General features: G+C 62.5%; 9 protein-coding genes and 3 rRNA genes. 7 read left to right on the top strand and 5 right to left on the bottom strand.

Going from position 1 to position 13,252, the window contains the following annotated elements:
* Positions 1 to 186: 186 nt before the first annotated feature.
* The 3 genes from AC5Y47_RS00715 (at position 187) to rrf (ending at position 5,312) form a co-directional block, all read left to right on the top strand.
* Positions 187 to 1,716 (top strand): 16S ribosomal RNA (locus AC5Y47_RS00715).
* A 278-nt stretch (positions 1,717 to 1,994) separates the two neighbouring features.
* A 23S ribosomal RNA gene (locus AC5Y47_RS00710) occupies positions 1,995 to 5,103 on the top strand.
* Positions 5,104 to 5,198: 95 nt separating this feature from the next.
* Positions 5,199 to 5,312: ribosomal RNA gene (rrf, locus tag AC5Y47_RS00705) — 5S ribosomal RNA — on the top strand.
* The 16S, 23S and 5S rRNA genes sit together here, the layout of an rRNA operon.
* 134 nt (positions 5,313 to 5,446) lie before the next feature.
* Here the strand turns inward: rrf and AC5Y47_RS00700 are convergent.
* The 4 genes from AC5Y47_RS00700 to AC5Y47_RS00685 form a co-directional block, all read right to left on the bottom strand.
* Positions 5,447 to 5,935: a methylated-DNA--[protein]-cysteine S-methyltransferase gene (locus AC5Y47_RS00700; protein WP_499941053.1), complete on the bottom strand. Its 489-nt coding sequence runs from the start codon at positions 5,933 to 5,935 to the stop codon at positions 5,447 to 5,449.
* A complete protein-coding gene (locus AC5Y47_RS00695) occupies positions 5,932 to 7,428 on the bottom strand; it encodes an AlkA N-terminal domain-containing protein (RefSeq protein WP_499941051.1) in 1,497 nt (498 codons plus the stop codon). Before AC5Y47_RS00695 ends, AC5Y47_RS00700 begins: the two co-directional genes overlap by 4 nt.
* Before the next feature lie 76 nt (positions 7,429 to 7,504).
* Positions 7,505 to 7,759 carry a hypothetical protein gene (locus AC5Y47_RS00690; RefSeq protein WP_499941049.1) on the bottom strand — a complete coding sequence of 85 codons (255 nt, stop codon included), beginning with the start codon at positions 7,757 to 7,759 and terminating at the stop codon, positions 7,505 to 7,507.
* 23 nt (positions 7,760 to 7,782) lie between these two features.
* Positions 7,783 to 9,417 carry an adenylate/guanylate cyclase domain-containing protein gene (locus AC5Y47_RS00685; protein ID WP_499941047.1) on the bottom strand — a complete coding sequence of 545 codons (1,635 nt, stop codon included), beginning with the start codon at positions 9,415 to 9,417 and terminating at the stop codon, positions 7,783 to 7,785.
* A 43-nt stretch (positions 9,418 to 9,460) separates the two neighbouring features.
* Between AC5Y47_RS00685 and nucS the strand changes: the two genes are divergently transcribed.
* Entirely contained in the window at positions 9,461 to 10,123 is a 663-nt protein-coding gene (gene nucS / locus AC5Y47_RS00680) for an endonuclease NucS (RefSeq protein WP_499941045.1), read from the top strand.
* A complete protein-coding gene (locus AC5Y47_RS00675; RefSeq protein ID WP_499941044.1) occupies positions 10,123 to 10,404 on the top strand; it encodes an Rv1322 family protein in 282 nt (93 codons plus the stop codon). Before nucS ends, AC5Y47_RS00675 begins: the two co-directional genes overlap by 1 nt.
* A gap of 4 nt (positions 10,405 to 10,408) precedes the next feature.
* Here the strand turns inward: AC5Y47_RS00675 and mce are convergent, their stop codons facing one another.
* Positions 10,409 to 10,867, bottom strand: a complete 459-nt coding sequence (gene mce, locus AC5Y47_RS00670; RefSeq protein WP_499941042.1) for a methylmalonyl-CoA epimerase — start codon at positions 10,865 to 10,867, stop codon at positions 10,409 to 10,411.
* Between the two features lie 82 nt (positions 10,868 to 10,949).
* On the opposite strand from mce, the gene AC5Y47_RS00665 reads away from it, so the two are divergent.
* Positions 10,950 to 12,131 (top strand): acetyl-CoA C-acetyltransferase, encoded by a 1,182-nt coding sequence (locus tag AC5Y47_RS00665; RefSeq protein WP_499941040.1) that lies wholly within the window; start codon positions 10,950 to 10,952, stop codon positions 12,129 to 12,131.
* 144 nt (positions 12,132 to 12,275) lie between these two features.
* Entirely contained in the window at positions 12,276 to 13,202 is a 927-nt protein-coding gene (locus AC5Y47_RS00660; protein WP_499941038.1) for a co-chaperone YbbN, read from the top strand.
* Positions 13,203 to 13,252: the final 50 nt, after the last annotated feature.

Genomic DNA, 13,252 nt, shown 5'->3' with positions numbered 1-13,252 from the left:
GCAGTAAAAAGTGTTGTTTGAGAACTCAATAGTGTGTTTGGTGTTTTTGTTTGTTGTTGTTTTTTGACTACATTCGGCGCCCCCCGTGTGTCGGTGTAGTCGTTTTTTCAGATGCCAGTTCATGGCGTCTTTTTGTTAGGTCAGATTTTCTCTGATTGTGAATTCACCTCGGTATCGAGGGGTTTTTGTTTGGAGAGTTTGATCCTGGCTCAGGACGAACGCTGGCGGCGTGCTTAACACATGCAAGTCGAACGGAAAGGCCCTTCGGGGTACTCGAGTGGCGAACGGGTGAGTAACACGTGGGTGATCTGCCCTGCACATCGGGATAAGCCTGGGAAACTGGGTCTAATACCGGATAGGACCACGGGATGCATGTCCTGTGGTGGAAAGCTTTTGCGGTGTGGGATGGGCCCGCGGCCTATCAGCTTGTTGGTGGGGTGACGGCCTACCAAGGCGACGACGGGTAGCCGGCCTGAGAGGGTGTCCGGCCACACTGGGACTGAGATACGGCCCAGACTCCTACGGGAGGCAGCAGTGGGGAATATTGCACAATGGGCGCAAGCCTGATGCAGCGACGCCGCGTGGGGGATGACGGCCTTCGGGTTGTAAACCTCTTTCACCATCGACGAAGGTCCGGGTTTTCTCGGATTGACGGTAGGTGGAGAAGAAGCACCGGCCAACTACGTGCCAGCAGCCGCGGTAATACGTAGGGTGCGAGCGTTGTCCGGAATTACTGGGCGTAAAGAGCTCGTAGGTGGTTTGTCGCGTTGTTCGTGAAATCTCACGGCTTAACTGTGAGCGTGCGAGCGATACGGGCAGACTTGAGTACTGCAGGGGAGACTGGAATTCCTGGTGTAGCGGTGGAATGCGCAGATATCAGGAGGAACACCGGTGGCGAAGGCGGGTCTCTGGGCAGTAACTGACGCTGAGGAGCGAAAGCGTGGGGAGCGAACAGGATTAGATACCCTGGTAGTCCACGCCGTAAACGGTGGGTACTAGGTGTGGGTTTCCTTCCTTGGGATCCGTGCCGTAGCTAACGCATTAAGTACCCCGCCTGGGGAGTACGGCCGCAAGGCTAAAACTCAAAGGAATTGACGGGGGCCCGCACAAGCGGCGGAGCATGTGGATTAATTCGATGCAACGCGAAGAACCTTACCTGGGTTTGACATGCACAGGACGCCGGCAGAGATGTCGGTTCCCTTGTGGCCTGTGTGCAGGTGGTGCATGGCTGTCGTCAGCTCGTGTCGTGAGATGTTGGGTTAAGTCCCGCAACGAGCGCAACCCTTGTCTCATGTTGCCAGCGGGTAATGCCGGGGACTCGTGAGAGACTGCCGGGGTCAACTCGGAGGAAGGTGGGGATGACGTCAAGTCATCATGCCCCTTATGTCCAGGGCTTCACACATGCTACAATGGCCGGTACAAAGGGCTGCGATGCCGCGAGGTTAAGCGAATCCTTTTAAAGCCGGTCTCAGTTCGGATCGGGGTCTGCAACTCGACCCCGTGAAGTCGGAGTCGCTAGTAATCGCAGATCAGCAACGCTGCGGTGAATACGTTCCCGGGCCTTGTACACACCGCCCGTCACGTCATGAAAGTCGGTAACACCCGAAGCCAGTGGCCTAACCCCTTGGGAGGGAGCTGTCGAAGGTGGGATCGGCGATTGGGACGAAGTCGTAACAAGGTAGCCGTACCGGAAGGTGCGGCTGGATCACCTCCTTTCTAAGGAGCACCACGAAAAGCACTCCAATTGGTGGGGTGCGAGCCGTGAGGGGTTCTCGTCTGTAGTGGACGAGGGCCGGGTGCACGACAACAAGCAAGCCAGACACACTATTGGGTCCTGAGGCAACACTTGAGTGTTTCAGGTGTTGTCCCACCATCTTGGTGGTGGGGTGTGGTGTTTGAGAACTGGATAGTGGTTGCGAGCATCAAATGATCGCGTCGCCGTTCGCGGTGGCGTGTTTCTTTTGTGCAATTTTATTCTTTGGTTTTTGTAGTGTTTGTAAGTGTCTAAGGGCGCATGGTGGATGCCTTGGCATCGAGAGCCGATGAAGGACGTGGGAGGCTGCGATATGCCTCGGGGAGCTGTCAACCGAGCGTTGATCCGAGGATTTCCGAATGGGGAAACCCAGCACGAGTGATGTCGTGTTACCCGTATCTGAATATATAGGGTGCGGGAGGGAACGCGGGGAAGTGAAACATCTCAGTACCCGTAGGAACAGAAAACAATTGTGATTCCGCTAGTAGTGGCGAGCGAACGCGGAACATGGCTAAACCGCATGCATGTGATACCGGGTAGGGGTTGTGTGTGCGGGGTTGTGGGAATGATCTTCTCAGCTCTACCTGGCTGAGAGGCAGTCAGAAAGTGTCGTGATTAGCGGAAGTGGCCTGGGATGGTCCGCCGCAGACGGTGAGAGCCCGGTACGCGAAAATCCGACACCTGCCTTGATCAATCTCCCGAGTAGCAGCGAGCCCGTGGAATTTGCTGTGAATCTGCCGGGACCACCCGGTAAGCCTAAATACTTCTCGATGACCGATAGCGGATTAGTACCGTGAGGGAATGGTGAAAAGTACCCCGGGAGGGGAGTGAAAGAGTACCTGAAACCGTGCGCCTACAATCCGTCAGAGCCTCCTTGTGGGGTGATGGCGTGCCTTTTGAAGAATGAGCCTGCGAGTCAGGGACATGTCGCGAGGTTAACCCGTGTGGGGTAGCCGCAGCGAAAGCGAGTCTGAATAGGGCGCATCCCCTTTGGGGTGTAGTGGCATGTTCTGGACCCGAAGCGGAGTGATCTACCCATGGCCAGGGTGAAGCGCGGGTAAGACCGCGTGGAGGCCCGAACCCACTTAGGTTGAAGACTGAGGGGATGAGCTGTGGGTAGGGGTGAAAGGCCAATCAAACTCCGTGATAGCTGGTTCTCCCCGAAATGCATTTAGGTGCAGCGTTGCGTGGTTCACCACGGAGGTAGAGCTACTGGATGGCCGATGGGCCCTACTAGGTTACTGACGTCAGCCAAACTCCGAATGCCGTGGTGTCAAGCGTGGCAGTGAGACGGCGGGGGATAAGCTCCGTACGTCGAAAGGGAAACAGCCCAGATCGCCGGCTAAGGCCCCAAAGCGTGTGCTAAGTGGAAAAGGATGTGCAGTCGCAGAGACAACCAGGAGGTTGGCTTAGAAGCAGCCACCCTTGAAAGAGTGCGTAATAGCTCACTGGTCAAGTGATTGTGCGCCGATAATGTAGCGGGGCTCAAGCACACCGCCGAAGCCGCGGCACATCTACTTTTGTAGGTGTGGGTAGGGGAGCGTCCCTCATTCAGCGAAGCCGTCGGGTAACCGCCGGTGGAGGGTGGGGGAGTGAGAATGCAGGCATGAGTAGCGAATAGGCAAGTGAGAACCTTGCCCGCCGAAAGACCAAGGGTTCCTGGGCCAGGCCAGTCCGCCCAGGGTGAGTCGGGACCTAAGGCGAGGCCGACAGGCGTAGTCGATGGACAACGGGTTGATATTCCCGTACCCGTGTGTGCGCGCCCGTGATGAATCAATTGTGCTAACCACCCAAATGGTCGCTGATCAATCCCTTCGGGGTGCGACGGTGACCGGCTGCGTGGGACCCCGGTTGGTAGTAGTCAAGCGAAGGGGTGACGCAGGAAGGTAGCCGTACCAGTCAGTGGTAATACTGGGGCAAGCCCGTAGGGAGAGCGATAGGCAAATCCGTCGCTCACTAATCCTGAGAGGTGACGCATAGCCGATTGAGGCGAATTCGGTGATCCTCAGCTGCCAAGAAAAGCCTCTAGCGAGTTCACACACGGCCCGTACCCCAAACCAACACAGGTGGTCAGGTAGAGAATACCAAGGCGTACGAGATAACTATGGTTAAGGAACTCGGCAAAATGCCCCCGTAACTTCGGGAGAAGGGGGACCGGCATGCCGTGAACACCTTTTCGGTGGGAGCGGAAACCGGTCGCAGAAACCAGTGAGAAGCGACTGTTTACTAAAAACACAGGTCCGTGCGAAGTCGCAAGACGATGTATACGGACTGACGCCTGCCCGGTGCTGGAAGGTTAAGAGGACCCGTTAACTCGCAAGGGTGAAGCGGAGAATTTAAGCCCCAGTAAACGGCGGTGGTAACTATAACCATCCTAAGGTAGCGAAATTCCTTGTCGGGTAAGTTCCGACCTGCACGAATGGCGTAACGACTTCTCAACTGTCTCAACCATAGACTCGGCGAAATTGCACTACGAGTAAAGATGCTCGTTACGCGCGGCAGGACGAAAAGACCCCGGGACCTTCACTATAGCTTGGTATTGTTGTTCGGTACGGTTTGTGTAGGATAGGTGGGAGACTGTGAAACTCGGACGCTAGTTCGAGTGGAGTCGTTGTTGAAATACCACTCTGATCGTATTGGACACCTAACGTCGAACCGTATATCCGGTTCACGGACAGTGCCTGGTGGGTAGTTTAACTGGGGCGGTTGCCTCCTAAAATGTAACGGAGGCGCCCAAAGGTTCCCTCAACCTGGACGGCAATCAGGTGTTGAGTGTAAATGCACAAGGGAGCTTGACTGCGAGACCTACAAGTCAAGCAGGGACGAAAGTCGGGATTAGTGATCCGGCACCTCTGAGTGGAAGGGGTGTCGCTCAACGGATAAAAGGTACCCCGGGGATAACAGGCTGATCTTCCCCAAGAGTCCATATCGACGGGATGGTTTGGCACCTCGATGTCGGCTCGTCGCATCCTGGGGCTGGAGCAGGTCCCAAGGGTTGGGCTGTTCGCCCATTAAAGCGGCACGCGAGCTGGGTTTAGAACGTCGTGAGACAGTTCGGTCTCTATCCGCCGCGCGCGTCAGAAACTTGAGGAAACCTGTCCCTAGTACGAGAGGACCGGGACGGACGAACCTCTAGTGCACCAGTTGTCCCACCAGGGGCACCGCTGGATAGCTACGTTCGGACAGGATAACCGCTGAAAGCATCTAAGCGGGAAACCTTCTCCAAGATCAGGTTTCTCACCCTCTAGGAGGGATAAGGCCCCCCGCAGACCACGGGATTGATAGGCCAGACCTGGAAGCTCAGTAATGGGTGCAGGGAACTGGCACTAACCGGCCGAAAACTTACCAACACAACCAATCGCAACCACTATCCGTCTCTCGGCATTCGTGTCGAGGACACCACACCCCCCATCAACACAACTTGATTGCACAAAATAAATAGAGTTACGGCGGCCACAGCGACAGGGAAACGCCCGGTCCCATCCCGAACCCGGAAGCTAAGCCTGTCAGCGCCGATGGTACTGCCCTTTTCGGGTGGAAGAGTAGGACACCGCCGAACACACAAAAACACCCCCATTTATTTGGGGGTGTTTTTGTTATTGCGCGACCAGCCGCAAAAGCCCCTCATTTCGCTAAGAAATGGGGGCCTTTTGCTGGGGGCACCCCCCGCTTGCGGGGGTGCGTCGCGCCATGTCAGAAGAGGGTTGCGTGGGCGCGGCGCCGTTCCAAGGCGAGCAGCGTCTGCTTGCGGTCCAACCCACCGCCATACCCGGTCAACTTGCCGCCGGCACCGATCACCCGATGACACGGGACGATGATGGCAATCGGGTTGTGGCCGTTGGCCAGTCCTACCGCGCGCGCGGCGCCGGGGGCCCCGATCTGTTGGGCTATCTCTCCGTAGGAGCGGGTCTGGCCGTAGGGGATGGTCAGCAGGGCCTGCCACACCCGCTGCTGAAATGCCGTGCCGCCCATGTCCAATTCGACGTCGAAGTCGAGCAGTTCGCCGCCGAAATAAGCATCGAGTTGGGCTGCCACTTCGGCGAACGCGGTGTCGTCCGGAATCCAATCGGCCCGACTCGGTTCGTAGGTCTGGTCCACCATGCGCAGATTCGTCAGAGTCCCGTCCCGCCCGGCCAGCGTCAACGGTCCGATCGGGCTGTCGATGGTGCGGTAGACAGTCATGCGATCCCCTTCTGAGTTGTAGGCGGCCACTGGTTGACCGGATGTTCCAGGGTGGTCCAAAGATGTTGAGTCGCATAGGAACGCCACGGCCGCCAGCGTGCGCTGCGCTCGGTCAGCGTTCGTGTGGGTGCCGGCAGACCGAGTTTCTCGGCGGCCAGTCTGACGCCGAGGTCGCTGGCCGGGAAGGCGTCGGGGTCTCCCAGCCCACGCATCGCGATCACCTCCGCGGTCCAGGGCCCGATGCCCGGCAGGTCCAGCAACTGGCGCCGCGCCCGGGTCCAATCGCACCCGGGATCGAGGTTCACCTTCCCCTCGGCGATGCCGTCGACCAGAGCGCTCACCGTTCGGCGACGGGCCGCGGGGACGGCCAGATGGACCGGATCGATCTCCGCGAGCTGTTCGACGGACGGGAAGGTGTGGGTCAACGCGCCCGCGCTGTCGTGCACGGGCTGACCGTACGCGGCGACCAGCCGGGCCGCGTGCGTCCGTGCGGCCTTGGTCGAAACCTGTTGTCCGAGAACGGTACGCACGGCCAGTTCGGCCTCATCGACGGTGCGGGGAATGCGCTGCCCGGGCGCCTTGGCCACCACCGGCGCCAGGTCCGGGTCCGCGCTGAGCGCCTCCACGACCGCTTCGGGATCGGCGTCCAGATCCAGCAGACGACGGCACCGCGCCGTGGCCGTGGCCAGGTCGCGGAAGTCGTCGAGCACCAGCACGCAGTGCACGTGATCGGGTGCGGGCGTCAGCGTCACCACGCCGTTGCCCGCGGAGAGCCGTAACGTGCGCCGGTAGGCGCCGTCCCGTACCTCTTCGCATCCCGGAACCGCGGTGGCGGCCAGGTGTCCGAACACCCCTTCGTAGGCGAATGGCGTGCGTACCGGCAGGCGCAACGACACCGCGTTCAAAGACCTGCCGGCACAACCGAATCGCGCGTTGGCGCGCTTGCGCAACACCGTCGGTGTGCTGTCGGCGACGAGGCGCACGGTGTCGTTGAACTGGCGGATGCTGGAAAAACCGGCGCCGAACGCGACGTCGCCGAACGGCAGATCTGTCGTCTCGATGAGCACCCGAGCGGTCTGCATCCGCTGCGCTCGGGCCAGTGCGAGCGGACCGGCGCCGACCTCGCTCTGCAACAACCGTTCGACCTGCCGGGTGGTGTACCCGAGGCGCGCCGCCAACCCGGTGACACCCTCGCGGTCGACCGTGCCGTCGGCGATGAGCCGCATCGCTCGGGCGACGACGTCACCGCGCACGTTCCACTCTGGAGAACCCGGCGACGCGTCCGGACGGCAGCGCTTACAGGCGCGGAATCCCTCGCGTTGGGCCGCGGCGGCCGTCGGCAGGAAACGCACATTCCGTTCATACGGTGGCCGAACCGGACAGCTGGGCCGGCAATAGATCCGGGTGGTCAGCACAGCCGTCACGAACCAGCCGTCGAACCGCGCGTCCTTGGCCTGGACAGCTCGGTAGCAGCGTTCGAAATCCTCGTGCACTCTTCGACAATTACACTAAGTCGCCGGCGAGACTAGCGGAAAAGCGACATCACTGTGGAGTGATCTGCAGACGCCATCATCCACCGCCGCAACCGCCGCCACAGCCACCGCCGCCGCAGCCGCCACCGCCGCCGCAGCCACCGCTGCATCCGCCTCCGCAACCGCTATCGCCGTCAGAGCGCATGCCCTTCCGGTGCGGGTCTTGGTCCTTACCGGCCGTCCAGATGTCGCCGTACTTGGCGGCGGCAGCCCGCACGGCGAGCACGTGAAAAACGACGAACGGGAGCGCCAGGATCGCGAGATTGCCCAGCGCGTTCCCCGTGGGACTCATGCGGCGAAGGCTACCCGGTCGAGCTACTTCTTGATTTCGGCCGGATCGACGGGCGAGGCCAGCCGGGTGCGTTCGTCGTGGCCCCGCAGTTTCACGTGCCTGCCCAACGACCAGCGAGCCTGCTCCTCTTCGCTGGCGCCTTCGACCGTCTGCGCCGAAGCGAGCAACCGGCCGGGTTTGGATTTCGCCAGTTCGCACAATCGCGCGGCCTCGTTGACCGGTTCACCGATCACGGTGTATTCGAAGCGCTCCTTGGCGCCCACGTTGCCGGCGACCACCTGGCCGGCCGCCACCGCGATGCCGGCCTTGCACTCCGGCATTTCACCGGCCAACCGGTCGGCGATGCATCGGGCCGCGGCCAGCGCTTCGTCCTCGGGCGAGTCGAGATGGTTCGGGGCTCCGAAAATCGCCAGCGACGCATCGCCCTCGAATTTGTTGACCAGGCCGTGATGAGCATCGACCTCTTCGACGACGATCGTGAAGAAGCGGTTGAGCAGCTGCACGACCTCCGAAGGCGGGCGTTTCGTCACCAACTGCGTCGAGGCGACGATGTCGATGAAGACAACGGCGACGTGGCGTTCCTCGCCGCCCAGCTTGGGCCGATCCCGTTCGGCGGCCAGGGCGACCTCGCGACCGACGTGACGGCCGAAGAGGTCGCGCACGCGCTCCCGCTCGCGTAATCCGTCGACCATCGCGTTGAATCCGCGCTGCAGCTCGCCGAGTTCGGTGCCGTCGAAGACCACCAGATCGCCCCGAAGGTTGCCTTGTTCGACGCGCTTGAGGGCCGCGCGTACCACGCGCACCGGGGTCGCAGTCAGCCAGGCCAGAATCCACATCAACGCAAAACCGAAGATGAGCGTGGCGCTGGAGACGATCAGGACCGCGACGGCGAATTGGGTCTCGGTCATATTCCGCAACGCAATCTGGAAGATCGCGATCAGGGCGATGCCGATCACCGGGACGCCCGACCCGAGCATCCACACCATCATCGTGCGACCCATGATGCCCGGCGCCAGTCGGCGGGGCGGTGGCCCCGCTTCCAGCGCCTGCGCGGCCACCGGGCGCAGCGCGAACTCGGCGAGGAGATAGCTGCCCGTAGCGACAAGCACCCCGCAGAACGTCACGGCGAAGAGGAAGCGCGGAATGAAGTTGGTGTTGGCCATGCCGTAGACGGTGGTGAGTAACGCCGCACCGACGCCCCACAAGATCAGGTCGACGACGGCTACGTGCCAGGGCGCCTGGAACGTATTGCGTTCGTCCTCTCGGGTCGGCGTGCGTTCTTCGATCGCCCAGCGCAGCGAGATGACGGTGCGACGAGTAATCCAATACATTCCCGCTGCCAGAGCCAGGACGATATACGCGGGGGCAACTCCGGCCGTAATCCACAACACGTGCTCGCTGAACACGCTGGGATTGGGGATGGCCACGGTCACCAGCAGCACGGCGACGCCGATCCCGATCAGGTTGGCGCCCCCGACCATCACGGTCATGATCACCTGGATGCGTACCCGCCGACTGTGCGGGTTCTCCGAAACGCGTCCGAGCAGCCAGGAACCGAACGCAGGAGTATCCGGCCGACCACTTTGACGGGTCACCTTTTCCAGGACCCGGCCCAAGCGGCGCGCGATTCTCTCGGCAAGTGACTTCTTGGGCGACATCGTGGCGTCAGCCTAGTTCGTCGCACGCTCTAAGGTGTGTCGGGTGCGTCTCGTCATCGCTCAATGCACCGTCGACTACGTCGGCCGCCTCACCGCCCATCTGCCTTCCGCGCGTCGCCTGCTGCTGTTCAAGGCGGACGGCTCGGTGAGCGTGCACGCCGACGACCGCGCCTACAAGCCGCTGAACTGGATGAGCCCGCCGTGCTGGCTGAGCGAAGAGCCGGGGCAGGTGTGGGTGGTGCAGAACAAGACCGGAGAACAGCTGCGCATCACCATCGAGGAGATCGAGCACGACTCCAGCCACGAGCTGGGCGTCGACCCGGGATTGGTCAAGGACGGAGTGGAAGCTCACCTGCAGGCCTTGCTGGCCGAGCACGTTCAGCTGCTCGGTGAGGGGTACACGTTGGTGCGCCGCGAATACATGACCGCGATCGGGCCGGTCGACCTGTTGTGTCGGGACGAAAAGGGACGTTCAGTGGCGGTGGAGATCAAGCGGCGCGGCGAAATCGACGGGGTCGAGCAGCTGACGCGCTATCTCGAATTGCTCAACCGCGACACCGTACTGGCGCCGGTACAGGGCGTCTTCGCGGCGCAGCAGATCAAGCCCCAGGCCCGTACCCTGGCCATCGATCGTGGGATCCGTTGTCTGACACTGGATTACGACAAGATGCGGGGGATGGACAGCGACGAGTACCGGCTGTTCTGATGCCGCGGCGCCGCAAACCCCGGCCCATGTCGCCGCTGCCGTTGCCGCGCCGGCTCGAAACCGGACCCGACGGCCACGAGTACGAAGTGCGGTCCGTCGCCGCCGCCCGCGCGGTCAAGACCTATCGCTGCCCGGGGTGTGATCACGAAATCCGTTCCGGGACAGCGCATGTGGTGGTGTGGCCGACCGGGTCACCGATCGCGGTGGAGGACCGCAGACACTGGCACACGCCGTGCTGGGCCAATCGGGCCAACCGCGGGCCGACCCGCAAATGGTATTAAGCGGTCAGCGCGAAGCCGGCTCGACCAACTCGATGAGCACGCCGCCCGCGTCCTTGGGGTGGATGAAGTTGATCCGGGAGTTTGCCGTGCCGCGTCGGGGCGCTTCGTAGACCAGCCGCACGCCCTGGGACCGCAGCTGCTCGCACATGGCGTCGAGATCCCTGATCCGGCAGGCCAGCTGCTGGATGCCGGGGCCGCGCTTGTCGATGAACTTGGCGATCACCGAGGTCTCGTCCAGCGGTGCCATCAACTGGATCTGCGCGCTGGTGCCGGGCACGGCCAGCATGGCCTCCCGAATGCCCTGGTCGTCGTTGATTTCTTCGTGCACCAGGATCATGCCGAGGTGGTCGTTGTACCACTCGATCGCGGCGTCGAGGTCGGCGACTGCAATGCCGACGTGATCAAGTCCGGTTACCAGCGAGGTGGCCAGACTGCGACGGGCGTCAACTTGATCGGTGGTCATTACATAACGGTAACCTCGTGGGGAAGAATCCGCTTCTCCGGGTTGGCACGATCGGCCGTTCGGTATGCGTTTAGGAGGTTTGATGACCACGTCGGTGATCGTTGCTGGAGCACGCACCCCGATCGGCAAGTTGATGGGTTCGTTGAAGGATTTCAGCGCCAGCGATCTGGGGGCCATCGCGATCAAAGCGGCCCTGGAAAAGGCCGGGGTTTCGCCGTCGGCGGTTGAGTACGTGATCATGGGCCAGGTGCTGACAGCCGGGGCCGGACAGATGCCCGCACGCCAGGCCGCTGTCGCCGCCGGCATCGGGTGGGACGTGCCTTCGCTGACCATCAACAAGATGTGTCTGTCCGGGATCGATGCCATCGCGCTGGCTGACCAGCTGATCCGGGCGGGGGAGTTCGACGTCGTGGTCGCTGGAGGTCAGGAATCCATGACCAAGGCGCCCCACCTGTTGGTCGACAGCCGGTCCGGCTACAAGTACGGCAATGTCACCGTGCTGGACCACATGGCTTACGACGGACTGCACGACGTGTTCACCGATCAACCGATGGGCGCGCTGACCGAGCAGCGCAACGACGTCGACCAGTTCACCCGCCAGGAGCAGGACGAATACGCCGCCCGGTCACACCAGCGGGCGGCCGCGGCCTGGAAGGACGGGATATTCGCCGACGAGGTCGTCCCGGTCCAGATCCCGCAGCGCAAGGGAGATCCGCTGCAGTTCAGCGAGGACGAGGGCATCCGCGCCAACACCACCGCCGACTCGTTGGCCGGCCTCAAGCCGGCGTTCCGCAAGGACGGCACCATCACCGCCGGATCCGCCTCGCAGATCTCCGACGGCGCCGCCGCGGTGGTGGTGATGAACAAGGAGAAGGCCCAGGAGTTGGGTCTGACCTGGCTGGCCGAGATCGGCGCCCACGGCGTGGTGGCCGGACCGGACTCCACGCTGCAATCCCAGCCCGCCAATGCCATCAAGAAAGCGCTTGACCGCGAAGGGATTTCGGTCGACCAGCTGGACGTGGTGGAGATCAACGAGGCGTTCGCGGCCGTGTCGCTGGCCTCGACCAAGGAACTCGGCGTGGACCCTGAGATCGTCAACGTCAACGGCGGGGCGATCGCCGTCGGGCACCCGATCGGCATGTCCGGCGCTCGCATCACGCTGCACGTGGCGCTGGAATTGGCGCGGCGCGGATCGGGCTATGGCGTAGCGGCGTTGTGCGGCGCCGGCGGACAGGGCGACGCGCTCATCCTGCGTGCTCCGTGAGTTTGCTGGCGACGGCTCATTCAGCGACGGCCGCAGGCTTTGTGAGATTGGTCATATCGCTAAGTTACCGGTCGGTACGTGCGGTTTTCGGTGCCGCCGTGACCGGCTCACGACTGCGGCGGGCGGCGTGACAGACTTAACGGCGTGACACGTCCTCGACCCCCGATCGGGCCTGCGCTGGCCGGCGCGGTCGACCTGTCCGGTCTCAAACAGCGCGCTCAACAGAACGCGGCGAGCGCTTCGACAGGCCCGGCGGGAGGCGAGCCGGATGGGCCCGGCGCCGCGCAGATCATTCAGGTCACCGAGGCCAACTTCGAAGACGAAGTTATCAACCGTTCCGACGAGGTGCCCGTCGTCGTGCTGCTGTGGTCGCCGCGCAGCGAGGTCTGCGTCGAGTTGCTCGAGACGCTGGCCGGCCTGGCCGCGGAGGACAACGGCAAGTGGGCGCTGGCGGCCGCCAACGTGGACGCCTCGCCGGGGATGGCCCGGGTGTTCGGCGTCCAGGCCGTCCCGACGGTGGTGGCACTGGCCGCGGCGCAACCGATCTCCAGCTTTCAGGGTCCGCAGGAAGGCGATCAGCTACGGCGCTGGATCGACAAGCTGCTCGAAGCGACTGCCGGCAAGCTCCGGGGTGCGCCGGCGTCGGGAGAGTCGGCACCGGTCGACCCGGTGCTGGCCAAGGCGCGCGCGGATCTGGACGCGGGCGACTTCGCCGCGGCCAAGGAGTCCTACCAGGCGGTGCTGGAGGCGAATCCGGGCAGCGTCGAAGCCAAGGGCGCCATCCGCCAGATCGAGTTCCTCACCCGCGCCACCGCGCAGCGTCCGGACGCCGTCCTGGCCGCCGATGCCGCGTCGCAAGACATCGAAGCCGCTTTCGCCGCCGCTGACGTGCAGCTCCTCAACCAGGACGTCAGTGGAGCGTTCGCCCGGCTGATTGCGTTGGTGCGCAACACATCCGGAGACGAGCGCACCAAAGTTCGCACCCGGCTGATCGAACTGTTCGAGTTGTTCGACCCGGCTGACCCGGAGGTGATCGCCGGACGGCGCAACCTGGCCAACGCACTGTACTGAGGTCTTTTCCCAGCGCGAGCAGACGCAGAATCGCGTTATAGCGCTCGCCT

Source organism: Mycobacterium sp. NGS22, from assembly GCF_059813095.1.
The sequence above is the reverse complement of the archived record's forward strand: the minus strand, read 5'-3'. Positions and strand labels throughout refer to the sequence as shown.

Bases quoted from the DNA above. Each gene is read 5' to 3' on its own strand.
- AC5Y47_RS00700 (WP_499941053.1), bottom strand. From the start codon at position 5,935: ATGACTGTCTACCGCACCATCGACAGCCCGATCGGACCGTTGACGCTG.
- AC5Y47_RS00690 (WP_499941049.1), bottom strand. From the start codon at position 7,759: ATGAGTCCCACGGGGAACGCGCTGGGCAATCTCGCGATCCTGGCGCTC.
- AC5Y47_RS00685 (WP_499941047.1), bottom strand. From the start codon at position 9,417: ATGTCGCCCAAGAAGTCACTTGCCGAGAGAATCGCGCGCCGCTTGGGC.
- AC5Y47_RS00675 (WP_499941044.1), top strand. From the start codon at position 10,123: ATGCCGCGGCGCCGCAAACCCCGGCCCATGTCGCCGCTGCCGTTGCCG.
- mce (WP_499941042.1), bottom strand. From the start codon at position 10,867: ATGACCACCGATCAAGTTGACGCCCGTCGCAGTCTGGCCACCTCGCTG.
- AC5Y47_RS00665 (WP_499941040.1), top strand. From the start codon at position 10,950: ATGACCACGTCGGTGATCGTTGCTGGAGCACGCACCCCGATCGGCAAG.